The organism is Azospirillum formosense, from assembly GCF_040500525.1.
Lineage (GTDB): Bacteria > Pseudomonadota > Alphaproteobacteria > Azospirillales > Azospirillaceae > Azospirillum > Azospirillum formosense_A.
Window position 1 is genome coordinate 1,462,501 of the sequence record NZ_CP159403.1, and the last position, 22,639, is coordinate 1,485,139.

Consider the following 22,639-nt stretch of genomic DNA (forward strand, 5'->3'; position numbering starts at 1 on the left):
GCATTGGGAGCGACGGAGGCCATGGCCCGAATTCTGGTGATCGACGACGTTCCCGCCTTCACGGCGCTGCTGCGCATGACGCTGGAGACGCGGGGCCACCATGTGGCTGAGGCCCATGACGGCCTGTCCGGCCTGTCGATGCTGGAGCGCGAGCCCTTCGACCTCGCCATCGTCGACATGATGATGCCCGGCCTGGACGGGATCGAACTGATCCGCCGCCTGCGCGCCCGCGACGCCTCCCAGGCCCCGGGCGTCGACGCCCCGGCCATCATCGCCATGTCCGGCGGCACCGACGACTTTCCGGCGGCGTTCTCGCTGACTCTGTCGGCCATGCACGGCGCCGACCGCCTGCTCTACAAACCCTTCGACAACAGCGAGTTGACCGCCGCCGTTGACGAGCTGCTGGCCGTCCGAGCGGCCTGACGCCGCGGCGCCACCGCCACAGCGCGATCTTTTTTGAACGGCGCGGGACTTTTTTCGCGCGTTCCGATCTTTCGCACACCCGCTGCGCTTGCGGTGGCCCTGTTTGCGCCGCATACAGACGCCGTCCCGGACGGCCGGCGTCCGGCCCGACCCAGCCAGCGCGCGGCCATGCACGATCCCAAACTGCTTTTCGACGTCCTGTTCCTCCTGCTGGCGGCGGTGGTCATCGTCCCCTTGTTCCAGGCGCTGCGCATCCCGGCGGTGCTCGGCTATCTGGTGGGCGGGGCGCTGCTGGGTCCGCACACGCCGGGGCCGGTGGTGGATATGGAGCTTCCCCAGGTCCTGTCGGAATTCGGGGTGGTCTTCCTCCTCTTCGCCATCGGGCTGGAGCTGCCGCTGTCGCGCCTGCGGGCGATGCGGCGCTACATCTTCGGGCTGGGGCTGATGCAGGTCGTCCTGACCAGCGCCGCCATCGCCGCCGTCGCCTACGCGCTGGGCGAGGGCATGGCCGCCGCGCTGGTGATCGGCGGCATGCTGGCCTTCTCCTCCACCGCCACGGTGCTGAAGCTGCTGGTCGAGCGCGGCGAGACGGTGGCGCGGTTCGGGCGCGTGTCGGTCGCCGTGCTGATCTTCCAGGATCTGGCCGTCGTGCCGCTGCTGACCCTGCTGCCGCTGCTGGCCGGCGGCGACACCAGCATCCCCTGGGCGCTCGCCCTGGCGGGGGTCAAGGCCGTCGCGGCGATCGGCGCCATCATGCTGCTGGGCCGTTTCGTGGTGCGCCCGGTCTATCACTTCGTGGCCTCGGCCAAGAGCCCGGAGGTCTTCACGGCGACCAACCTGCTGGTCGTCCTGGCGGTCGCCTGGCTGACGGCGGAGGCCGGCATGTCGATGGCGCTGGGCGCCTTCCTGGCCGGCATGCTGATGGCCGACACCGCCTACCGCCATCAGGTGGAAGCCGACATCGAGCCGTTCCGCGGCCTGCTGCTCGGCCTGTTCTTCATGACGGTGGGCATGACGCTGGACCTGCCGGCCATGCTCCAGCGCGCCGACGACATCCTGATGGTGACCGCGGCGCTGCTGGTCGGGAAGAGCGTCCTGTTGTTCCTGCTCTGCCGCCTGTCGGGGCTCGGTCTGGCGACGTCGCTGCGCATCGGCCTTCTGCTGTCGCAGGGCGGCGAGTTCGCCTTCGTGCTGATCGGCAAGGCGACGCGGCTGAGCGTGCTGGAGGGCGAGACGGGGCTGCTGCTGTCCTCCTGCGTGGCGCTGAGCATGGCGGTCACGCCGCTGGTCGGCGCCATCGCCCAGCGGCTGGCCCAGAAGGTCGAGGCCCGCTACGGCGCCGAGGCCTTCGGCGTCGAGACCAGCGACATCACCGGCCACGTGCTGATCGCCGGCTATGGCCGGGTCGGGCGCGCCGTCGCCCGGTTGCTGCGCACCCACGACATCCCCTACGTCGCGCTGGACCTCGACCCGCAGCGGGTGGCCGCGGCGCGGGCCGAGGGGCTGCCGGTCTATTACGGCGACTCCAGCCAGATCGGCGTGCTGCGCGCCGCCGGGATCGAGCGGGCGCGGGCCGCCGTCATCACCGTCAACCGACCGGACATGGCGGAGCGCGCCGTGGAGGCCATCCGCCGCGCCGCCCCGCGTCTGGCCATCGCCGCCCGCGCCCACGATCTCGACCGCGGCGCGCGGCTGAAGAGGGCCGGGGCCAGCGCCGTGGTGCCGGAGACGCTGGAGGCCAGCCTGCAGTTGGCCAGCCTCGTGCTGCGCACCGCCGGGGTGGACGCCGAGACCATCGACCAGAGCCTGAAGAGCGTCCGCGACCGCGGCTACGACGCGCTCAGCGAGCCGGCCGGGCAGAACGACTGACCGGAACGACCGGGCGATCGCCTCATCGCGCGACCCGCCACAGGTCGAAGACGGTGCCGCGGTAGACCTCCTCCGCTCCCGCCGGCGGTTTCAGCCCGGCCGCGTGGAAGACGTTGGAGAACATCACCAGCACGTAATCGTACTTGTCCCGCCAGCCGACGTAGTGCGGGCAGGGCTCCACATGGTCGCGCAGGGTCGCCTCCCCGGGGCGGGAAAGCAGGCGCACATCCACCGGCACTCCCTCGTAGATCGCCATGCAGCGGTCGCGGTAGGGCTGGGTCACGGTCAGCGGCTGCTTGCCGGGGTGGCTGAACAGGGTCGGGACGAAGGCGCGCCGCTCCACGGTGATCAGCGACGGCAAATGGATCAGGCTGGGCAAGGCGACCAGCGTGTGCCGCCAAGGCGGCTGGGTGAGCAGAAACTCCCGCGTGTTGCAGCAGCCCGCCTCCTGCCCCGCCCAGGCGATCAGAACGGACCGTCCGGGCTCGATCCGCTCCATGGCGCGGCGCAGATCGGCCACATCGTCCTCATAGGCCAGCCAGTTGAGCGTCAGCACGCCGGTCCGCACCGTCAGCAGGGCGAGCAGCCCGGCGGCGAAGGCCGCCGCGGCACGGGCCGAGGGAAAGCGGATGTCGGTGCCGGCGACCAGCAGGAAGGCCGCGAGGATCCAGAAGCGGATCGACACGAAATAGGTGCCGAAGAAGGGGTCCGGCACGACGAAGAAGGCCAGCACGAACAGCCCCACCGCCAGCATCATCGCCGGCGCGGCGCGCAGCCAGCCGGCCAGACGCGCCGCGACCATGCCGCCCAGGATCAGCAGCAGGGTCGCCGCATCCAGCAGCGTGTTGTAGTTCAGCACCGGGGCCAGCATGTCGTGCAGCCGGTACCCCCACTGCTTCAGTTCGGTCAGCTTCTTCAGCCGCCAGTAGACCTCCTTCAGCAGCAGGACCGGCGTGCTGTCGCGCGACCCCACCGCCGCCGCGTCGGACTGCAGGAGATGCGTCCCCACCGTGCCGGCGAACAGCGCCGCGGGCAGGACCAGAAGCGCGGCGAAGCGCAGGGCGTCGCGCCCGAGATTGGCGAGCGTCAGCGGCTTGCGCCCCTTCCCCACATACGCCACCGCCTCCACCGCGAACAGGCAGAGCAGGAAGGAGCCGAGCACGATGGCGTGGGCGAAGTAGAGGAACAGGGCGCAGCCCATCCCCACCGGCACCTGCCAGCGCCGCCCCGCCAGCGCGATCCACAGCGACAGCCCGACCAGCAGGAAGCCGAGGCCGAGCGAGAAGCTCATGAAGCCGCCGATCAGCGTGGCGTTGTAGATGAACAGCGCGCCGCACAGCGGCCAAAGGCTCCACCGCCCGAACAGCGTGCGGTTGAGCAGCATCGCCCCGAACAGGGTCAGCAGCCCGGCCAGCGCCATGTAGACCCGCCCGGCGACGTACAGCGGCAGAACGCTGGCCAGCGGCAGCATCACCGCCTCCATCAGCAGGTTCGGCACCGGCGTCAGGGAGGCGGTGTAATGGTCGGCCAGGAAGGGATCGGACCGGTAGTTCAGCAGCACGTCCACCCGCGCCAGATGGTTCGGGTAGTCGAGCAGCGGCGGCATCTCCACCAGGATGAGCGGCAGAATCAGCAGCGCCAGGATCACCGGCAGCACGAGCGTCAGCGGCGGCGACCAGGCTCCGGCTCCGGCGTCCGTCCGCAGGGCGGCGGGGCCGGGGGCCTGCGACAGTCCTGAATGGTCCACCGGAGCCTCCTGCATTTGGTGCAATGCGGAAGGCTCAACACATCCGCCGTCCGCATCGCCAGAAGGCAATGGCGTTACGAGTCGGCGTTGGACTTAGTCCGCGGCCCGGACGGGGCAGGCTCCATGGTCCACGAAATTCCCCTTCGCATGAGGCGGGGCACCCCGCCCGCCCCTTTTCGAGGATAGGCCGGGTGCCATCCGCACGCCTTCAGGGCTGCGGGAAAACGCGGGCGCGGTCGATGTGGACGGCGCACTGGTCGCCGGGGCGCAGGCCCAGGGCGGACAGGCGCTCGCGGTCCATCTCGGCCTCCAGCGGCAGGCCGGCGAGGTCGATCTCGATCCGCGCGTCCGGCCCCACCACATGGATTCCCGACACCCGGCCCGGCCCCGCGGCGCTGGGGCTGAGCCCCAGATCGTGCGGGCGCACATAGGCGATGGCCGGGCCGCGGACCGTGCCGTCGGCGGGGATCGACAGCGCGCCGTTGGCGGTCCGCGCCACCCCGTCCGCCACCACGCAGTCGAAGCGGTTCACCTGACCCAGGAACTCGTAGACGAAGGCGGAGGCCGGGCGGTCGTAGACCTCCGCCGGGCTGCCCACCTGCTCGATCCGGCCCTGGCTCATCACCACCACGCGGTCGGCCAGTTCCAGCGCCTCCTCCTGGTCGTGGGTGACGAAGACGGAGGTGATGTGGATGTCCTCGTGCAGCTTGCGCAGCCAGCGCCGCAGCTCCTTGCGCACCTTGGCGTCGAGCGCGCCGAACGGTTCGTCGAGCAGCAGCACCTTCGGCTCGATGGCGAGCGCGCGGGCCAGCGCCACGCGCTGCCGCTGCCCGCCGGAGAGCTGTGCCGGATAGCGGTCGGCGAAATGGGCGAGCTGGACCAGTTCCAGAAGCTCCATGACGCGCCGCTTGATCTCGGCCGAGGCCGGGCGCTGGCCGCGCGGCCGCACCTTCATCCCGAAGGCCACATTCTCGAAGACGGTCATGTGGCGGAACAGCGCGTAATGCTGGAAGACGAAGCCGACCTGCCGCTCCCGCGGGGTGAGGCTCAGAGCCTCCTCGCCGTTGAGCAGGAGGCTGCCGGAGTCGGCGAACTCCAGCCCCGCCATGATGCGCAGAAGGGTCGTCTTGCCCGACCCCGACGGGCCGAGCAGGGCCAGAAGCTCGCCCGAGCGGACTTCGAGGTCCACCGCGTCGAGCGCGCGGAAACTGCCGAATTGCTTGGTGATGCCGGAAACCTGGATCGCCATGACGTGCGTCGCCTCAATGCCGGGTGGCCGCCAGCTCAGCCCCGAAGCGCCATTCCAGAACCGACTTCACGACCAGCGTGACGAGGGCGAGCATGGCCAGCACCGAGGCCACCGCGAAGGCAGCGACCAAGTTGTATTCGTTGTAGAGGATCTCGACATGCAGGGGCATCGTGTTGGTCTCGCCCCGGATGTGGCCGGACACCACCGACACCGCGCCGAATTCGCCCATCGCGCGGGCGTTGCACAGCAGGACGCCGTACAGCAGGCCCCATTTGATGTTGGGCAGGGTGACGCGCCAGAAGGTCTGCCAGCCGGACGCGCCCAGCACCAGAGCCGCCTCCTCCTCCTCGTTGCCCTGCTCCTGCATCAGCGGGATCAGTTCGCGGGCGACGAAGGGGAAGGTGACGAAGACGGTGGCGAGCACCAGCCCCGGCACGGCGAAGATGATCTGGATGCCCTGCGACTTCAGGAACGGCCCCATCAGCCCGTGCAGCCCGAACAGCAGCACGTAGATCAGGCCGGAGATCACCGGCGACACCGAGAAGGGCAGGTCGATCAAGGTGATCAGCACGTCCTTGCCGCGGAAGTCGAACTTGGCGATGCACCAGGAGGCCGCCACGCCGAAGAGGAGGTTGAGCGGCACGGCGATGGCCGCGACGAGCAGCGTCAGCCTGATCGCCGCCACCGCGTCCGGCTCCACCAGCGCCGCCCAGTAGGCGTCCGTGCCGCGGCGCAGCGCCTCGACAAAGACCGCGACCAGCGGCAGCACCAGGAACAGCAGCAGGAAGGCCAGCGCCGTGGCGATCAGCAGGCCCTTGACCCAGCGGCTGTCGGCCAGCGCGGGCGTAAAGCCGACGGCTTTCTTAACGAGCATGGCGGGCCCTCATCCAGGCTTGCAGCAGGTTTAGGCCCAGCAGCAGAACGAAGGACGCCATCAGCATCAGCACGCCGACCGCGGCGGCGCCGGCGTAGTCGTACTGCTCCAGCTTGATGACGATCAGCAGCGGAAGGATTTCCGACAGTCCGGGGATGTTGCCGGCGATGAAGATCACCGAGCCGTACTCCCCCACCCCGCGGGCGAAGGCCAGGGCGAAGCCGGTCAGCAGGGCCGGCAGGAGCGCCGGGAACACCACCCGCCGGAACGATTGCCAGCGCGTGGCGCCCAGGGCCGCGGCGGCCTCCTCCTCCTCCGGCGGCAGGTCCTGGAGGATGGGCTGCACGGTGCGCACCACGAAGGGCAGGCCGATGAAGGTCAGGGCGATGGCGATGCCCAGCGGCGTGAAGGCCACCCTCAGCCCGAACCACTCCATCAGCAGGGAGCCGATCCAGCCGTTGGGCGCGTAGAGCGCGCTGAGCGCGATGCCGGCCACCGCGGTGGGCAGGGCGAAGGGCAGGTCCACCAGCGCGTCGACGACGCGGTCGCCGGGGAAGCGGTAGCGCACCAGCACCCAGGCGACGATGAAGCCGAAGACGGCGTTGATCGCGGCGGCGGCCAGCGACAGCCCGAAGCTGACCTTGAAGGCGGCCAGGACGCGCGGCGTCAGCACCGCGTCCCAGAAGCCGGACCAGCCCAGCCCGGCCGCCTTCAGCGCCAGCGCGGCCAGCGGCAGCAGGACGATCAGGGACAGATAGGTCAGCGTGAATCCCAGGGTCAGCCCGAAGCCGGGCAGGACGCTGGGTTTTCGAAGAACGCTCAACACCGTGCCCCCCGCGTTGGGGAGCACGGCGTCGCTGGTGGTTGCCGCGACCACGGGTCAGCGGCCCTTCTGATAAATCTGGTCGAAGACGCCGCCATCCGCGAAATGCTTCTCCTGCGCCGTGCGCCAGCCCCCAAAGGAACCGTCGATGGTCACAAGCTTAACATTCGGGAAGCGATCCGCATACCGCGCAGCGACCTCGGGCAGGCGGGGGCGGTAGAAGTTCTTCGCCGCGATCTCCTGCGCTTCCGGGGTGTAGAGGAAGTTCAGATAGGCTTCCGCCGCCTTCCGGGTTCCCTTGCGGTCGACCACCGAATCGACGACCGCGACCGGCGGCTCCGCCAGGATCGACAGCGACGGCACGACGATGTCGAACTTGTCGGCGCCGAACTCCTGGAGCGACAGGAAGGCCTCGTTCTCCCAGGCCAGCAGCACGTCGCCGAGCTGCCGCTGCGTGAAGGTGACGGTGGAGCCGCGGGCGCCGCTGTCCAGCACCGGCACGTTCTTGAACAGGTCGGCGACGAACTGCTTGGCCTTGGCCTCGTCGTTGCCGTTCTTCTCCAGCGAATAGGCCCAGGCCGCCAGATAGTTCCAGCGCGCCCCGCCCGAGGTCTTCGGGTTCGGGGTGATGACCTGGACGCCCGGCTTCAGCAGGTCGTCCCAATCCTTGATCTGCTTCGGGTTCCCCTTGCGGACCAGGAAGACGATCGTCGAGGTGTAGGGGGAGCTGTTGTTCGGCAGGCGCGCCTGCCAGGTCTTCGGCAGGGCGCCGGAGTCGGCGATGGCGTCGATGTCGTAGGCCAGCGCCAGCGTCACCACGTCGGCGTCCAGCCCGTCGATGACCGAGCGCGCCTGCTTGCCCGACCCGCCGTGCGATTGCTTGACGGTCACCGTCTGGCCGTTTTCCGCCTGCCACTTCTTGGCGAACGCCTTGTTGAACTCCACATAGAATTCACGCGTGGGGTCGTAGGAGACGTTCAGCAGCGTGGTCTGCGCCTTGGCGGGCGTGACGGCCAGCATGGCGAGGGCGACGCCCGCGGCCATTGCGGACAGCCGGCCTATGGAGAGCCGGTTCGCGCGGAGCGCGGAGAGCCGATCACGAAAGGACATGGCACACTCCCTCGGTATGGTTCATTGGGGCACGGACACCGGCCCTTGAGGCCACGCGCCGCACCGCTGTTCACAAAGCCGGCGCTCGCGCCGTATCCACACACTTTATAATGTATATGCAATATCCATTTGCCTCCTAGAGTTTGCATGAATTCTCGAAGGCCGCAAAGCTGTTTTTTGTCATTCCCCGCGATGCGGCGAGACAATTCCACAAAAACTGTGAAATCCGGCCGTCGGATCGCGCTGGAAGCGAAGCGCCGGTTCGCTATCATGCGCGCCCTCTCCGCCCCCTGTCCCGAACGGCCATGTCCGCAACAGCCCAGTCCCCCTCCCCCGCCCTGCTGACCGCCCTTCTGGAGGCCGAGCGCGCGCTCGGCCGGCTGGCGGAGGTCACGCAGGACTTGGCGCGCCGGCGGCGGCTGTGGGCGGACGCGGCGCGGCGCGAATCCTGCGCGGCGGCCCGGCTCGACGGGGTGGCGGTGGACCCGGCGGATTTCCTGGTGGCGACCATCGGCACCGACCTCGTCCCCACCGCCGGGCGGGGAGCGGCGCAATCGGTCCGCGCGCTGTGGCAGGGCGCCCTGTTCACGCAAGGCGTCATCGCCGCCCCCGCCCGCCGCGCGGAAAACACGCGGGCGCCGTTCCCATCAAGCGGAGCCGCCGCCGACGCATGGCGCGCGGTGGCGGAACTGGAGGCCGGGCCGGAGTCCCGCTTTTCCTTCCCGCCGGACGACGAGGACGGCGACGCCGCGCCCGTGGTGGACGACACGCCGTCGCCCTGGACGCTGGGCTGGTCGGAGGCGCTGTGGCGCTGCCTTCAGGCCGAGGTGTCGGGCCGCGACCCCGGACGGCTGGCCTTCTCGGATGAGCGGGAGGCGGAGGCGGCCACCCTGCTCAAGCGGCTGGACCAGGCGGGCGACCAGCCGGCCCTGCTCGGCGGCGTCGGCATGCTGGCCGAGCTGCTGCGCCCGGCGCCCGACCTGCGGATTCCCGGCTGGGCGGTGCCCTCGGCCCGGCTGATGGCGGCGCTGGCGGTGGCGCGCTGCTGCCGGGTGCCGACTGTCTGGCTGCCGATGTCGGTCTCGCTGCACGCCGACCGCACGACCGCCGGCCTCGCCGCCCGCGGGCGGGAGGAGGGGTGGCGGCTCTGGCTGGCCGACACGGTGGCGGAGACGGCCCGGCGGGAGCGGGAGCGTGCCCTGTCCCTGGACCGCACGGCGGAAGGCTGGCAGCAGCGGGTGGGCGCCAAGCGCCGCAATTCCCGCACCCCGGATCTGCTGGACCTTCTGTTCGAGGAGCCCGCCCTGACGGTGCGGCGGGTGCAGAAGCGGCTGGGCAGCACCTTCCGCGGCGCCCAGCTTCTGGTCGACGAGCTTCTGGAGGCCGGCATCCTGCGCGAGGCGACGAACCGCGCGCTGGACCGCGTGTTCATCGCCGTCGATCTGGTGCCCTGAGCCGTCGCGACCGGCTCAGCGGTCGCCGGTCAGATGTCGAAATTGACGGGCAGGCCGCCGGTCGCCTGACGGTGGCGCAGGGCGTCGGACAGCGTCTGATTGTCGAGCACCTGGGCGGTGGCGTCGCGCACCTGCACCATCAGCCAGCGCACCGAGCAGGTCGGCGGGTCGATGCAATCCTCGCAGGGGCGGAAGGAATTCTTGCTGGCGCAGGGAATCGGAGCCAGATGCCCGTCGATCAGCCGGATCACCTCGCCAAAGGAAATCTCCTCCGCCGGGCGCGCCAGACGGTAGCCGCCGCTCTTGCCGCGCTTGGCGAACAGCAGGCCGTGCTTGCGCAGCTCCACCAGGATGGCTTCGAGGAACTTGCGCGGAATGTTCTCCCGCTCGGCGATTTCCGCGATCAGGACGAGTTCGTCATCCGTCCGTTCGGCCAGCATGATCAGCGCACGCAGGGCGTATTTGGCTTTTTGCGACAGCATTCGGTCCGGCACCGCCCCCCGCGGCGGAATGGTATAAAGATAAAGTGCCCTCCATATAGCCGTGTTGCCCAGGAATTGGTACCGGTTCTTGCCCTGGAAAACGGCGGCGCGTAAGGTCGTGCACGAATCGATCCCTGACCATGATCATTGACCGGCGAAGGACGCGGCATGCAGACCATCATCGTTCCCGTCACTCCGTTCCAGCAGAACTGCACGGTGCTGTGGTGCCCGGAGACGATGAAGGGAGCCGCCGTCGATCCCGGCGGCGACCTGCCGCGCGTCCTGCGCGCCGCCCAGTCCAAGGGCGTGACGCTGGAGAAGATCCTGGTCACCCACGGCCACATCGACCACGCCGGCGCCGTCGCCGACCTCGCCGACGACCTGAAGCTGCCGATCGAGGGGCCGCACCGCGAGGACCAGTTCTGGATCGACGGCATGCCGATGCAGAGCCAGATGTTCGGCTTCCCGCCGGTCCGCTCCTTCACGCCGGACCGCTGGCTGGAGGAGGGCGACACGGTCACGGTCGGCAACCTGACGCTGGATGTCCACCATTGCCCGGGCCACACGCCGGGCCACGTGGTCTTCGTGCACAAGCCCAGCAAGATCGCCATCGTCGGCGACGTGCTGTTCCAGGGCTCCATCGGCCGCACCGACTTCCCCAAGGGCAACCACGGCGACCTGATCGAGTCGATCCGCAGCAAGCTGTTCCCGCTGGGCGACGACGTGACCTTCATCCCCGGCCACGGCCCAACCTCGACCATCGGCGAGGAGCGCCTCTACAACCCCTTCCTCAACGACTGAGCGACGACTGAGCGTCGCGCCCGCGGCAGGAAAACCGCGGGGAACGCTCGTCCCCGCCCGCTCCTCCCCCGCCGACGCAAGGGAGGAACGGGCGGGGGCAGGCACGGCCCCGGTCGGGTCCGCTTACTGGAACGCGATCTTCGCGTGGTCCCCCGGCTTCGGCGGTTCGCCGGTGATCTTCGCCTTCACATAGCCGTAGGCGTAGACCATCGCGCTCGACGGGCTGTCCCAATATTCGGCCCGGTCGACGCTGACCTTCAGCAGCGCGAGATCGGGATCGTCCACCCCCTGCGGAAACCAAGTGGACAGGATGTCCCGCCACAGGAAACGGATCTTGTCGCGGTCGCGCACCGTCTCCGCCACCCCGGACACCGACACGTAATCCTGCTTGTCGGGATCGGCGTAGGACAGGTTCACGCGCCAGTGCGTCTGCAACTCGTGCACCTTCGGCGAGTCGGCCCGCGTAAAGAACCACAAGGTTCCATCGTCGAACCCCGCGTGCGGCAGGGTCGCCATCGGGCGGGAATGCAAAATGCCGTTCTCGTCCAGCGTCGTCATCATGCAGATGCGGACGCCCTTGATCATGCCCCAGAGCTTCTCGGCGGCCTCGCGATCGTCAGCGCTTCTTGCCATGGTCTGACCCTCTATTGGTAGCCCAACGGAGTCCGGTCAACGCCCGCTGCCCGAAAAGGTTCCGAGCGCGTTCAGGGCCGTGACCGACCAGGAACCGCCCCCCTCGACCCCGCCGTGATGGTCGATCCGCGACAGCGACAGCGGCGCCACCGCCAGCCGCAGCGCCGCCTGCGGGGTCAGGTCCAGCGCCAGCGCCAGCGCCGCGCGGATCGACCCGCCATGGATCACCGCCACGATGTCGCGCCCGGCGTGGGCCGCGGTCAGCCGGGCGACGGCGCCGGCCACCCGCTCCATCACCGCCGCGAAGCTCTCGCCGTCCGGCGGGGCCTCCAGCGCCGGGTCGGTCCAGAAGCGTCGGGCCTCCCCAGGGTGCAGCGCCGCCACGTCGTCGTGCGACAGCCCCTCCCAGCGCCCGAAATCCTGTTCGGCCAGCGCCCGCTCGACCAGGGCCATGTCGCTGCCCGGCAGGCGCAGCGCCGCCGACGTCTGCCGCGTCCGGCGCAGGTGCGAGGTCACCCAGACCGCCCGCGGCGGCAGCCGCGCCGCCAGCGCCGCCAGCGCGTCGGAATCGCCAATGTCGGCGGGGAGGTCGGTCCGCCCGTAGATCAGCCGGTCCGGATTGGGGACGGGGGCGTGGCGGATCAGCCACCAGCGCGTGGTCGTCATGCCGCCATCGCGGCCAGGGTGAGCAGAACGGCGGCCTCCGCCACCTGCTGGGCGGCGCCGAACACGTCGCCGGTGTGGCCGCCGATCTGCCGCCGCGCCTGCCACGCCACCGCCAGGACCGCCAGGACCGCCGCCAAAGCCGCCGCCGGAACAGCGCCGGGGGCCAGCCCCTTGACCGCCAGCGCCGCCACGCCGAGCGCCAGCGCGAGCGACAGGGCCACGGTGCCGGGCGACGGGCGCCCCTGCCGGGCGGCCAGCCCGTCGGCGCGGGCCGGGTCCAGGGCGCGGGCGATCACCGCCATGCCGCCGCGCGACAGGGCGCCGGAGGCGAGCAGCGCGGGGATGACGGCGCGCGGCTCGGCCAGCGCGGCCAGAGCCGCGGCGCGGACGGCGACCGAGAAGACGATGGCGAGCACGCCGTAGCTGCCGACCCGGCTGTCGCGCATGATCTCCAGCTTGCGGGCCTTGTCGCGCCCGCCGCCGAAGCCGTCCGCGACGTCGGCCGCCCCGTCCTCGTGCAAGGCGCCGGTCAGCCAGACCATGGCGCCCAGCGCCAGCAGCGCCCCCGGCAGCGGCGGCAGGTGGACGAGCGCCGCCAGCCCGTAGACGGCACCGCCGAACAGCCCGACCCCGGCGCCGACCAGGGGGAACCAGCCCATGGCGCGGGCGTGGGCGTCCGCGGCCAGCGGACCGGACAGGCGCAGCGGCAGCCGAGTCAGGAAGACGACGGCCAGCGCCAGATCGGCGGTCCAACGGAGGGCGATCCGGCGGGAGGCGGGCGGGACGGGGGAATCCTCGGGCATGGCGCTTCGGAGTACGGCAAGCCCGGTCCCGCCGCAACGGATAACAGACCGGCGGCGGATGACAGACCGGACGAGAGGCGCTTTGACAGCGGGTCGGGAATGGTCCAAGGTCGCGCCGCTTTTTTCATCGTTCCCCGATCACATCCTCTGCCGTCAGCGCCAGGACCCTTCGCCATGAGCAACACGCAGCCCGCCATCACCTTCGAGGAAATCCGCGCGCTGGTGCGCAACCTGCCGGGGCCGGACCTCGACGCCGGCACGGCGGCCCTCCAGCGCGAACGGCAGCTCACCAAGCCGGCGGGCGCGCTCGGCCGGCTGGAGGAGATCGCGCAGTGGATGGCGACGTGGCAGGGCCAGCACCCGGCGGAGGTGCGCCGGCCGCGCGTCGCCGTCTTCGCCGGCAACCACGGCGTCGCCGCCCGCGGCGTGTCGGCCTACCCGGCGGCGGTGACCGCCCAGATGGTCCAGAACTTCCAGAACGGCGGCGCCGCCGTGAACCAGCTTTGCGAGGTGGCCGACGCCGACCTGCGCGTCTACGAGCTGGATCTGGACACCCCCACCGCCGACTTCACCGAAGGCCCGGCGATGGGCGAGCAGGACTGCTGCCAGGCCATGGCCTACGGCATGATGGCCGTGGAGAGCGGCGTCCAGCTTCTGGCGCTCGGCGAGATGGGCATCGGCAACTCCACCGCCGCCGCCGCGCTCTGCCACGCGCTGTTCGGCGGCGAGGCCAAGGATTGGACGGGCCGCGGCACCGGGGTCGACGACGAGGGGCTGGCCCGCAAGGTCGCCGCCGTCGAGTCCGGTCTGGCCGCCAACCCGCAGGCCAAGGACGACCCGTTCGAGGCGCTGCGCTGCTTCGGCGGCTATGAACTGGCGGCCATCGCCGGCGCCATCCTGGCCGCCCGCATGGCGCGGGTGCCGGTGCTGCTCGACGGCTACGCCTGCACGGCGGCGGCGGCGGTGCTGTTCAAGGCCGACCGCCGGGCGCTCGACCATTGCATGGTCGCCCACCGCTCGGTGGAGCCGGGCCACGACCATCTGCTGGCGGCCATCGGCAAGGAGCCGCTGCTCGACCTGGGGATGCGTCTGGGCGAGGGCTCGGGCGCCGCTCTGGCCATCAACATCGTGAAGTCGGCCTGCGCCTGCCACGCCGGCATGGCGACCTTCGCCGACGCGGGCGTCAGCACCCGCGGGGCATGAGAAGCCGGGGCGTCAGGAAGCCGGGCTTGAGGGGACGGGACGCCCCCGGCCCCGCCCGGCGCCCCTCATCTCTGACTCGTCACCGCTGGGCGGTCTCGATGGTCAGCGCCATCGGCAGCGGATTGGCCAGCGTCTGGTAGACGACGCAATAGCGCTCGGTCAGCTTGGTCAGGGTGGCGATGCGCTCCGGCGGCTCGTCGGTGTCCAGCTCGAAGCGCAGGCGGATGGAGCGGAAGCCGACCGGCACGTCCTTCGCCACGCCCAGCGTGCCGCGGAAATCCAGGTCGCCTTCCGCCGACACCGCGCCGCCGCGCAGGTTGAACTCCAGCGCCGTGGCGACCGCCTTCAGCGTCACGCCGGCGCAGGCCACCAGCGCCTCCAGCAGCATGTCGCCGGAGCAGGCCTGGGTGCCCGGCCCGCCGGTCGCCGGATGCAGGCCGGCCTCGACCAGCACGCGGCCCGTGTCGACCTTGCAGGTGATGCCGGAATCGTCCAGCGCCCCGCGGGCCTTCAGCGTGACCACCGCGGACTCCGGGGCGTCCTTGTACTTGTCCTTCAGCGGCGCCTGGAGCGCGCGCAGATCCTGTGCATCCATACCCGTGCGTTTCCTCTGTACGGTTCGGCTTCTTGATTTGTGAGACCTGCGGATGATGGACCGCAACGACCATCCCGGCAATGCCCAATGCGATGCCCGCCGGCCTCATCGTCATGCCCCTTTTTGTTGCTCGTCCGCCGGCGGCGCTCCGGAGTAGGGTTTCGTTAACGAAACACGGGATGCGGGAGTTGCAACCATGCTGCGGCTGGGCACGAAGGTCCGGCATCATGGACAGGACGCCATGGTGATCGCCCGGACCCTGGGTGGGCATCCGTCCTACGATCTGCGGTTGGTCGATGGCACGATCGTGAAATACGCCCTGGAAGCGGACTGCGAGGCGCTGCCCGCCGACGGCGGCTTCCCGCCGCCCGCCGCCGGAACGGACGCTGCGGCGGGCCGCCCGGGCTGAATTCACGGCGGCGCCGCCGGGCAAGAGCGCCGTTGCCGAAACCCATCCATCCGCGCAATATCGCGCCATGGAACGGTTGGAAGACGATGGCGGCGATCCGCGGCGGCGCTGGCGGGTGATCGAGGGGGGCGGCACTCCCGTCGAGGTGTCCGGCACGCCCCGCGTCGACGACGCGCGCCCGGACGGCGTGGTGGAGGCCGCGGCGCGCCCGGTCCCAGAGGATTACGGGCTGACGCGGGAGGACCTGCGGATCTGGTACGCGCCGGGCCGCGTCGGAGTCGGGCTGGCGCTGGCCGCCACGGTGGGAATGGCGGCGGTGCAGGCCTACGACGCCGGGCGGCTGTCCGATCCCTGGATTCTGGGCGCCCTGCCCGGCCTGCTCTACGGCACGCTGATCGGCGGCTTCGCCGGGATGGGGCTGATGGTGCTGGTCCACTGGTGCGACCCGCTGGTCGGCATGGCCTGGCCGACCTACGCGCGGCTGCGCCGCTACCGCGACGCGCTGGCCGCCGCGGTCGCCGCGGAGCGGAGCGTCAACGAACGGATGCCCTGACGACCGGACGGACCGGCGGAAAGGACCATTCCCTGTTGCCACCGGCGGTGGAAATGCAGGGCCTATCCCATTCGAACGATGGTGCAGCGGCGCGTCGACCCAATCTGCTTAAGAGCAGACAGGAGAAACGCAGTGAACCGATTCGACGAAAAAGTCTATCGCGTGACCAAGCGCCGGGACGGGCCGAGCCTCCCGGAGCAGAAGAGTCAGTTGCTCCGCCTGAAGCAGGATCTCGAACAGTTCAAGTCCCGTCAGGCGGGCGCCGCGGTCGTCGGCAGCCTGCAGGCGCGCATCCGCGAACTGGAATCCTCGATCTCCCGTGCCGAGGCGGCGCGGGTGACGGACCGCGATTCCCGCCGCCCGCGCGGCGACGAGGAGGACTCGGAATCCGGCGGCATGCCGATGCCGGACGGCACCATGCGCGCCACGTCCAGCCGCTTCCCGCCGCGTGGTCGGCCCGGCCGGACCCTTTGAGCCGCCGCGAAGCCCTACCCCCGACGAATTCTCCCCACGGCCCGGACCATCCTCCGGGCCGTTGCGCTGTTTGGTTGCCGCTTTGCCGGAGCGATCCGGTGTCCGCTTGATCCAGATCAGGGCGGGCCCTGGTCTTAATTCATACCTTTGGCTCGGTTCCAAGACCTTAGTCTGATACTCTGGTCGGAACCGAACGTCCGAATCGAGCGCGCCCTTTCCGGCGCCGAAGCGAGACAGACCAGGGGTGCATGCCATGACCTTCTCCGTCGCCACCGTCGCCGCCGCCGCCGTTGTCCCGCCGCCGATGCCCGCCCCGCAGCCGCGCGCGGCGGAGTCGGTGACCGGCCGCTGCGCCGGCTGCTCGGCGCGGAGCAAGGGGCTGTGCGGCGCCCTGACCGCCGGGGACCTGCCGGATCTGTCGACGACGTCGCGGCCGCTGGACCTGCTGTCGGCGACTCCGGTGGTGATGGAGGGCGAGGAGGCCGAGGCCGTCTTCACCGTGATGTCGGGCATGCTGAAGCTCTACAAGACCCTGCCGGACGGCCGCCAGCAGATCACCGGCTTCGCCACCGCGGGCGACGTGATCGGGCTCGCCGTGGGCAGCGGCTACGCCTACACCGCCGAGACGGTCACCGCCTCCACCGTCTGCCGGATGTCGCGGACGGCGCTGCGCCGCCTGATGGAGCGGCACCCGGCGGTCCAGGGGCGGCTGCTCGCCATGACCTCGGTCGAGCTGTCGGCGGCGCAGGACCAGATCCTGCTCCTTGGCTGCAAGACGGCGGTGGAGCGGGTGTCCAGCTTCCTCCTCGCCCTGTCGCGGCGGTCGCGCCCTCTGGCCGATGGCACGCCCAGCGCCTTCCTTCCCATGCCGAAGGTGGACATCGGCGCCTATCTCGGCCTGCGCCCCGAAACGCTGTCGCGCGTGCTGCGCAAGCTGGAGAGCGCCGGAGCGATCACCCGCCTGACCAACGACCGCATCCGCATCGAGAACCCGGCGGCGCTCGAAGCCGCCGCCTGATCCTTCCCTTCAGGTTCCTTGCCGAGTCTGCCCCTGCCGACTCTGCTCCTGCCGATTCGTCACCCTGTCAGGCCCGGCCCGCCACCGGATAGCCCTCGCCGCCGAACCCCGCCGCCACGTCCTTCACGAAGGCCTGCCCGACCCGGCGATAGCCCAGCCGGGTGAACAGGCCCGCGGCGTCGAGCTTCGGCGCGGTCGCCGCGACGACGCAGCCCCGCTCGTCCACCACCACCGTCGAACAGCCCAGCTTGCGCGCCAGCAGGTCGATGCCGTCGGCCTGCGCCGCCGAGGTCACCGCCGCGTCGAACAGCCCCACCGCGATGAAGATCGGCACCGTCAGCACGCGGATCATCCCTTCGGCGCTGACGCGGTAGCAGAACAGGCCGCGGATGTGCCCGTCGCTCATCTCGCAGGCCATCACCCCGCCGTCGCCACCGTCCTGCAGGAAGAGGGCAGCCACCTGCCGCCACTCGTCCAGCGTCATGTCACGGTGCAGGGTCTGAACGACGGGCAGCGCCTGATCGGCCTGGGTTTTGGCCAGCGGGGCGAGGATGAAGCTTCTGGGCATGGGCGGGCGATCCTTTCGCGGGCATCTTCCGCGATGATCCGAACCGCCGCTTTGATTTTGGTCATGCGCCGCACCGGTGGAGGACGCGAGGGAGCGAATGCGCGCAGGCGGTGTTTCCTGAGGACGGCCCCACCCCGTCACCGGAGACCGGACATGAGCCCCTACCCGCCGCCCCGGCAGGAACCCGACGTGCCGATCCCCATGCCGCTGCCGCCCGACGCCCCGCCGGACGAGCCTGTGGAGGCCCCGCCGATGCCCGGCGAGCCGCAGGAGCCCGTGTAGCGGAAGCCGCCCAACGAACCGTCAGGGCTTGCGGCGGTAGAGCGCCATCGCGCGTTCCAGGATGCCGGGCGACGAATAATCACCGAGGAACAGGTCGCCCAGCGCGCGGCGCATCCGCGCCCGGATGCGGGAGCGGATGGCGTTGCGCAGCGCCTCCTCCTGCATGTGGCAGCGGCGGCAAAGGTTCTTGGGGCGGGCCTCCGGGTTGCCGGAGGGACGGACCGGGCGGACGACGACCTGCACGTCGCGGGTCTCGGCATACTCCACCACGTCGGGCCAGGCCGCCCGCCGCCCGCGCCCGTCGCGCCAGGTCTGGTCGGCGGCGTCGTACCAGCGCCCGTCCGGCAGGCAGCGCACGACGGCGCCGCCGGGCCGCCCGCAGCAGCGGCAGCGGTTCTCCCCGCTGGCGCCCTTGCGGTGGGCCGGATCGAGGTCGGGTCGGAGAATCTTTGCGCGGAGCGGTCTGGTCATGGCTTGATGCCTGCCTTGGGGCCGGGACTGCCCCTGCGGGACGTGGCTCATGACATGGATGGCCGCGGACCGCCAGTGCGAATTTGTGAAAAGTTCTCCAGAGACCGCGCCCTATGGACATGACCTCCCCCGACCCTTCCGGCACAGGCCCTTCCCACGCCGGCGAGCCCGCCGACCCGCATCTGGTGCACGAACTGGCCAGCGCCCACCCCGACGTGGTGACCGCCGCCGCCGCGGGCGTGACGCGGGTGGCCCATGGCGAGGGGCTGGGTCTGGTGCCGCTCGGCCTGCCGCTGCCCAAGGGCAAGCGCGACCTGCTGGTCCCGGCGGAGCGGCGCGAGGCGGTGCTTCTGGAGATCCAGGGCACGCTCGACCGCGCGCGGCGGCGCAACGCCCTGCTCGCCCAGGGACGCCGCGCGCTGGAGGGCTGGTCGACCAGCCTGCACCCGGCGGACGACCGCACGCGGGTGCGGGCGGTGCGCAGCGACGACCTGCCCTGGCCCGGCCTGCCGGCGCCGGTGCGGCTCCAAGTGTCGCGCGTGCTCGACGCCATGGAGCTGGCCGACCTGACGGACGACGACTTGGCCCTGCGGCTGGAGGGCGACCCGGCGCTGGCTGCCGCGCTGGAGGACGCGCTGTCGCGCACCGCCGCCCGTCTGCACCGCTATGCCGGGGAGACGGACGGTGCGGAGGATGCCTGGACCTTTGCGTCGCTGGCCGACCGGCTGTCCCGCGCCGCCCGCAACCGCCATGCCGTGGACGAGTTGCTGGAGCGCTGGGACCGCGAGTTCGCCGTCTGGCGGCGCGAGCGGGCGGAAGCGCGCGGGCGCGCCTATGTGGACCGGCATTTCGACCTCGCCCGCTTCGAGAAGCTGTTCCCGGTGGCCCGCGGGCTGGGGCGGCGGCTGGTGCTGGTGGTGGGCCCGACCAACTCCGGCAAGACCCACCACGCCATCGAGGCGCTGAAGGGCGCCTGGGACGGCATCTATCTGGCTCCGCTGCGCCTGCTGGCATTGGAGGTGATGGAGCGGCTGAACGCCGAGGGCACGCCGGCCTCCCTGCTCACCGGCGAGGAGGCCATCGTGACGCCGGGCGCCCGCCACACCGCCTCGACCATCGAGGTGATGGACCCCGACCGCCCGGTCGAGGTGGCGGTGATCGACGAGATCCAGATGCTTGCCGATCCCGACCGCGGCTGGGCCTGGACGGCGGCGCTGATGGGCGCACCGGCGGAGACCGTCTACATCCTCGGCGCCCCGGAGGCCCGCCCGCTCGTCGAGCGGGTGGCGGCCCATCTCGGCGAGCGGCTGGAGGTGATCGAGCTGGAGCGCAAGGTGCCGCTGACCCTGATCGACCGCCGCCTGAACTGGGAGGAGGTGGAGCCCGGCGACGCGCTGATCGCCTTCTCCCGGCGGGAGATTCATTCCGTGCGCGACACGCTGCGCGCCAAGGGCCTGTCGGTCGCCGCGGTCTACGGCGCGCTGGCCCCGGAGGTGCGGCGGCGGGAGGCGGCGCGCTTCCTGTCCGGCGAGGCCGACGTGGTGGTGGCGACCGACGCCATCGGCATGGGGCTGAACCTGCCCTGCCGCCGCGTGCTGTTCACCGCGCTGGAGAAGTTCGACGGGACCAGCGTCCGCCCGCTGAGCGCGACGGAGGTCAAGCAGATCGCCGGACGCGCCGGGCGCTTCGGCAAGTTCGAGTCGGGGGAGTTCGGCGTGGTCGGGCGGGGCACGCCGCAGGCCCTACGGAACCTCCTGGAAAAGGCGGACGGGCGGCTGCGCGCCGACGCCCCGCTGACCGTGCGGCCGACCCGCGCCATGCTGGCCCGTCTGGCCGATCACATCGGGACGGAGGAGACGGTCCTGCTGCTCGACTGCGTCGCCGACGCCCGCACGGCAGGGTCGCCCTACCGGGTGGGCGACCTGTCCGGCATGCGGCGGCTGGCGGTGATGCTGGACGAGCGGCGGCTGGGCCTGCCGGCCAAGCTCGACCTGCTGCTGATCCCCGCCGACCTGGAGGACGAGGCGGAGGCGCGCATCCTCGCCGCCATCCTCGGCGCGGTGGAGGCCGGGGAGCCGTCACCGCTCGGACGCTTCGTCCCGGCGCGGCTCGACGGGCTGGACGGGGCGGCGCTGGAGGGGCTGTCGCGGGCCTGCGACCTTTATTACTGGGCGGCGCGCAAGTTCCCGACCCTATTCCCGGAACGGGAGGCGGTGCGCGGTCGCCGCGGCGAGATCAGCCGGCGTCTGGCCGACCTGCTCGCCACGCGCGGGGCGCGGTCGGCCGGGCAGCGGCGCGAGCCGCCGCCCAAGGCCGGTTTCCGTGGCGCCCCGCGCAAGCGCTTCGGGCCGCGGCGGTAGAGGAGCAGTAAAGCGGGGCCTTACATGCCGCCGGGATAGTTGGGGCCGCCGCCGCCCTCCGGGACGACCCAGTTGATGTTCTGGGTGGGGTCCTTGATGTCGCAGGTCTTGCAGTGCACGCAGTTCTGCGCGTTGATCTGCAGCCGCGGGTCGCTGCCGTCCGCCGCCCGCACGATCTCGTACACGCCCGCCGGGCAGTAGCGCGTCTCCGGCGCGTCGTAGAGCGCCAGATTGACCGCGATCGGCACCGACGCATCCTTCAGCGTCAGGTGCGCCGGCTGGTCCTCCTCGTGGTTGGTGTTCGACAGGTACACCGACGACAGACGGTCGAACGACACCACCCCGTCCGGCTTGGGATAGGCGATCTTCGGCATCTCCGACGCCTTTTTCAGCGTCTCGTGGTCGCCGTGCCGATGGTGCAGCGTCCACGGCGACTTGCCCTTAGTCGCCGTCTCGTAGGCCGCGTTGGCCAGACCCGCCCATAGCCCCTTCTGGAAGCCGGGGCGGATGTTGCGCACCGCGTGAAGCTCCGACCACACCCACGACGCCTTCAGCTTCTCCGGATAGGCCACCGCCTCGCGCGCCGGCCCATCGGAGTTGGCGTCGGCCGACAGCAGCTCGAACACCGCCTCGGCCGCCAGCATCCCCGACTTCATCGCGGTGTGGTTGCCCTTGATCTTGGGCACGTTGAGGAAGCCCGCCGCGTCGCCAACGATGACGCCGCCGGGGAAGGTCAGCTTGGGGATCGACTGGAAGCCACCCTCCGACAGCGCGCGGGCGCCGTAGGCGATGCGCCGCCCGCCCTCGAAGGTCGGGCGGATCGCCGGGTGGGTCTTGTAGCGCTGGAACTCCTCGAACGGCGAGAGGTGCGGGTTTTCGTAGTCGAGCCCGACCACGAAGCCGACCGACACCAGGTTGCCCTCCATGTGGTAGAGCCAGGAGCCGCCGTAGGTCTTGGCGTCCATCGGCCAGCCGATGGTGTGGACGATCAGGCCGGGCTGCGACTTGGCGGGATCGACCTCCCACAGCTCCTTGATGCCGATGCCGTAGGTCTGCGGGTCGGCGTCGCGGCGCAGGTCGAAGCGCTCGAACAGCGTCTTGGTCAGCGAGCCGCGGCAGCCCTCGGCGAAGATGGTCTGTTTGGCGTGCAGCTCCATGCCCGGCGTGTAGTTGGCGGTCTTCTCGCCGTCCTTGCCGATGCCCATGTCGCCGGTGGCGACACCCTTGACGGCACCCGTGTCGTCGTAGAGCACCTCCGCCGCGGCGAAGCCGGGGTAGATCTCCACCCCCAGCTCCTCGGCCTGGGCGGCCATCCAGCGGGCGAGGTTGCCGAGGCTGATGATGTAGTTGCCGTGATTGTGCATCTGCGGCGGGGCGAAGGGCGACTTCAGCGCCTTGGTCTCGGTGAGGTAGAGGAAGCGGTCCTCGCGCGCCGGGGTGATCAGGGGCGCGCCCTTGTCCTTCCAGTCGGGGATCAGCTCGTCCAGCGCGTGCGGCTCGAACACCGCGCCGGAGAGCAGGTGGGCGCCGACCTCCGAGCCCTTCTCCACGACGCAGACCGAGAGCTCCTGCCCCGCATCAACGGCGAGCTGTTTCAGGCGGATGGCCGCGCTCAGGCCCGACGGGCCGGCTCCGACGACAAGGACGTCGTACTCCATCACCTCGCGCGGATCGCGATCCATGGTCCCCATGCCTCCCCGGTTGATTGAAGCGCCGGGGCCATTTCCGCAGGGTCCGGCGGCTTTCGGAACGGCGTATGCCTTTCGCACCCG

24 protein-coding genes are annotated in these 22,639 nt (G+C 70.8%); 11 read left to right on the forward strand and 13 right to left on the reverse strand.

The window, feature by feature from the left end:
- Window positions 1–21: 21 nt before the first annotated feature.
- Both ABVN73_RS19785 and ABVN73_RS19790 read left to right on the forward strand, forming a co-directional pair.
- Window positions 22–423, forward strand: coding sequence for a response regulator (locus ABVN73_RS19785; protein ID WP_353859948.1), 402 nt, complete (start codon window positions 22–24; stop codon window positions 421–423).
- A gap of 168 nt (window positions 424–591) precedes the next feature.
- Window positions 592–2,292, forward strand: coding sequence for a monovalent cation:proton antiporter-2 (CPA2) family protein (locus ABVN73_RS19790; RefSeq protein WP_353859949.1), 1,701 nt, complete (start codon window positions 592–594; stop codon window positions 2,290–2,292).
- 22 nt (window positions 2,293–2,314) lie between these two features.
- Here the strand turns inward: ABVN73_RS19790 and ABVN73_RS19795 are convergent, their stop codons facing one another.
- From ABVN73_RS19795 to ABVN73_RS19815, 5 genes are all read right to left on the reverse strand, one after another.
- Entirely contained in the window at window positions 2,315–4,039 is a 1,725-nt protein-coding gene (locus ABVN73_RS19795) for a hypothetical protein (RefSeq protein WP_353859950.1), read from the reverse strand.
- A 208-nt stretch (window positions 4,040–4,247) separates the two neighbouring features.
- On the reverse strand, window positions 4,248–5,288 hold the full coding sequence (locus tag ABVN73_RS19800) for a sulfate ABC transporter ATP-binding protein (protein ID WP_353859951.1): 1,041 nt from the start codon (window positions 5,286–5,288) through the stop codon (window positions 4,248–4,250).
- Between the two features lie 13 nt (window positions 5,289–5,301).
- Window positions 5,302–6,162 carry a sulfate ABC transporter permease subunit CysW gene (gene cysW / locus ABVN73_RS19805; RefSeq protein ID WP_353859952.1) on the reverse strand — a complete coding sequence of 287 codons (861 nt, stop codon included), beginning with the start codon at window positions 6,160–6,162 and terminating at the stop codon, window positions 5,302–5,304.
- Entirely contained in the window at window positions 6,152–7,012 is an 861-nt protein-coding gene (gene cysT / locus ABVN73_RS19810; RefSeq protein WP_353860829.1) for a sulfate ABC transporter permease subunit CysT, read from the reverse strand. The genes cysW and cysT overlap by 11 nt, the downstream gene beginning before the upstream one ends.
- Before the next feature lie 30 nt (window positions 7,013–7,042).
- On the reverse strand, window positions 7,043–8,095 hold the full coding sequence (locus tag ABVN73_RS19815) for a sulfate ABC transporter substrate-binding protein (protein WP_353859953.1): 1,053 nt from the start codon (window positions 8,093–8,095) through the stop codon (window positions 7,043–7,045).
- Between the two features lie 305 nt (window positions 8,096–8,400).
- On the opposite strand from ABVN73_RS19815, the gene ABVN73_RS19820 reads away from it, so the two are divergent.
- Window positions 8,401–9,549: a hypothetical protein gene (locus ABVN73_RS19820; protein ID WP_353859954.1), complete on the forward strand. Its 1,149-nt coding sequence runs from the start codon at window positions 8,401–8,403 to the stop codon at window positions 9,547–9,549.
- Between the two features lie 29 nt (window positions 9,550–9,578).
- On the opposite strand, the gene ABVN73_RS19825 is transcribed toward ABVN73_RS19820, so the two are convergent.
- Window positions 9,579–10,031: an Rrf2 family transcriptional regulator gene (locus ABVN73_RS19825; protein ID WP_014198135.1), complete on the reverse strand. Its 453-nt coding sequence runs from the start codon at window positions 10,029–10,031 to the stop codon at window positions 9,579–9,581.
- Between the two features lie 168 nt (window positions 10,032–10,199).
- Between ABVN73_RS19825 and ABVN73_RS19830 the strand changes: the two genes are divergently transcribed.
- The gene (locus ABVN73_RS19830; protein WP_353859955.1) at window positions 10,200–10,832 is read left to right on the forward strand and encodes an MBL fold metallo-hydrolase; all 633 of its coding nucleotides are present in this window, start codon (window positions 10,200–10,202) and stop codon (window positions 10,830–10,832) included.
- A 123-nt stretch (window positions 10,833–10,955) separates the two neighbouring features.
- On the opposite strand, the gene ABVN73_RS19835 is transcribed toward ABVN73_RS19830, so the two are convergent.
- The 3 genes from ABVN73_RS19835 to cobS are packed head-to-tail and all read right to left on the reverse strand — an operon-like array spanning window position 10,956 to window position 12,934.
- A complete protein-coding gene (locus ABVN73_RS19835; RefSeq protein ID WP_353859956.1) occupies window positions 10,956–11,465 on the reverse strand; it encodes a pyridoxamine 5'-phosphate oxidase family protein in 510 nt (169 codons plus the stop codon).
- 36 nt (window positions 11,466–11,501) lie between these two features.
- Entirely contained in the window at window positions 11,502–12,131 is a 630-nt protein-coding gene (locus ABVN73_RS19840) for a histidine phosphatase family protein (protein ID WP_353859957.1), read from the reverse strand.
- Window positions 12,128–12,934: an adenosylcobinamide-GDP ribazoletransferase gene (cobS, locus tag ABVN73_RS19845; protein WP_353859958.1), complete on the reverse strand. Its 807-nt coding sequence runs from the start codon at window positions 12,932–12,934 to the stop codon at window positions 12,128–12,130. Before cobS ends, ABVN73_RS19840 begins: the two co-directional genes overlap by 4 nt.
- A gap of 174 nt (window positions 12,935–13,108) precedes the next feature.
- On the opposite strand from cobS, the gene cobT reads away from it, so the two are divergent.
- Complete coding sequence (cobT, locus tag ABVN73_RS19850; RefSeq protein WP_353859959.1) at window positions 13,109–14,137, forward strand: nicotinate-nucleotide--dimethylbenzimidazole phosphoribosyltransferase; 1,029 nt, start codon at window positions 13,109–13,111, stop codon at window positions 14,135–14,137.
- 79 nt (window positions 14,138–14,216) lie between these two features.
- Here cobT and ABVN73_RS19855 read toward each other — a convergent pair whose 3' ends face one another.
- Window positions 14,217–14,732 carry an OsmC family protein gene (locus tag ABVN73_RS19855; RefSeq protein ID WP_353859960.1) on the reverse strand — a complete coding sequence of 172 codons (516 nt, stop codon included), beginning with the start codon at window positions 14,730–14,732 and terminating at the stop codon, window positions 14,217–14,219.
- A gap of 196 nt (window positions 14,733–14,928) precedes the next feature.
- On the opposite strand from ABVN73_RS19855, the gene ABVN73_RS19860 reads away from it, so the two are divergent.
- The 4 genes from ABVN73_RS19860 (at window position 14,929) to ABVN73_RS19875 (ending at window position 17,186) form a co-directional block, all read left to right on the forward strand.
- Entirely contained in the window at window positions 14,929–15,141 is a 213-nt protein-coding gene (locus ABVN73_RS19860) for a hypothetical protein (RefSeq protein ID WP_353859961.1), read from the forward strand.
- Window positions 15,142–15,208: 67 nt separating this feature from the next.
- The gene (locus tag ABVN73_RS19865) at window positions 15,209–15,694 is read left to right on the forward strand and encodes a hypothetical protein (protein ID WP_353859962.1); all 486 of its coding nucleotides are present in this window, start codon (window positions 15,209–15,211) and stop codon (window positions 15,692–15,694) included.
- Between the two features lie 162 nt (window positions 15,695–15,856).
- The gene (locus ABVN73_RS19870) at window positions 15,857–16,168 is read left to right on the forward strand and encodes a Gas vesicle protein V (RefSeq protein ID WP_353859963.1); all 312 of its coding nucleotides are present in this window, start codon (window positions 15,857–15,859) and stop codon (window positions 16,166–16,168) included.
- A gap of 253 nt (window positions 16,169–16,421) precedes the next feature.
- On the forward strand, window positions 16,422–17,186 hold the full coding sequence (locus ABVN73_RS19875) for a helix-turn-helix domain-containing protein (RefSeq protein ID WP_353859964.1): 765 nt from the start codon (window positions 16,422–16,424) through the stop codon (window positions 17,184–17,186).
- Between the two features lie 67 nt (window positions 17,187–17,253).
- Here ABVN73_RS19875 and ABVN73_RS19880 read toward each other — a convergent pair whose 3' ends face one another.
- Window positions 17,254–17,754 carry a hypothetical protein gene (locus ABVN73_RS19880; protein ID WP_353859965.1) on the reverse strand — a complete coding sequence of 167 codons (501 nt, stop codon included), beginning with the start codon at window positions 17,752–17,754 and terminating at the stop codon, window positions 17,254–17,256.
- Window positions 17,755–17,907: 153 nt separating this feature from the next.
- Here ABVN73_RS19880 and ABVN73_RS19885 point away from each other — a divergent pair, with 153 nt between their 5' ends.
- Entirely contained in the window at window positions 17,908–18,036 is a 129-nt protein-coding gene (locus ABVN73_RS19885) for a hypothetical protein (protein WP_014197696.1), read from the forward strand.
- Between the two features lie 21 nt (window positions 18,037–18,057).
- Here the strand turns inward: ABVN73_RS19885 and ABVN73_RS19890 are convergent, their stop codons facing one another.
- On the reverse strand, window positions 18,058–18,507 hold the full coding sequence (locus ABVN73_RS19890) for a hypothetical protein (protein ID WP_051140500.1): 450 nt from the start codon (window positions 18,505–18,507) through the stop codon (window positions 18,058–18,060).
- A 113-nt stretch (window positions 18,508–18,620) separates the two neighbouring features.
- Between ABVN73_RS19890 and ABVN73_RS19895 the strand changes: the two genes are divergently transcribed.
- A complete protein-coding gene (locus ABVN73_RS19895) occupies window positions 18,621–20,867 on the forward strand; it encodes a helicase-related protein (RefSeq protein WP_353859966.1) in 2,247 nt (748 codons plus the stop codon).
- A gap of 20 nt (window positions 20,868–20,887) precedes the next feature.
- Here ABVN73_RS19895 and ABVN73_RS19900 read toward each other — a convergent pair whose 3' ends face one another.
- Window positions 20,888–22,549 carry an electron transfer flavoprotein-ubiquinone oxidoreductase gene (locus ABVN73_RS19900; RefSeq protein WP_353859967.1) on the reverse strand — a complete coding sequence of 554 codons (1,662 nt, stop codon included), beginning with the start codon at window positions 22,547–22,549 and terminating at the stop codon, window positions 20,888–20,890.
- Window positions 22,550–22,639: the final 90 nt, after the last annotated feature.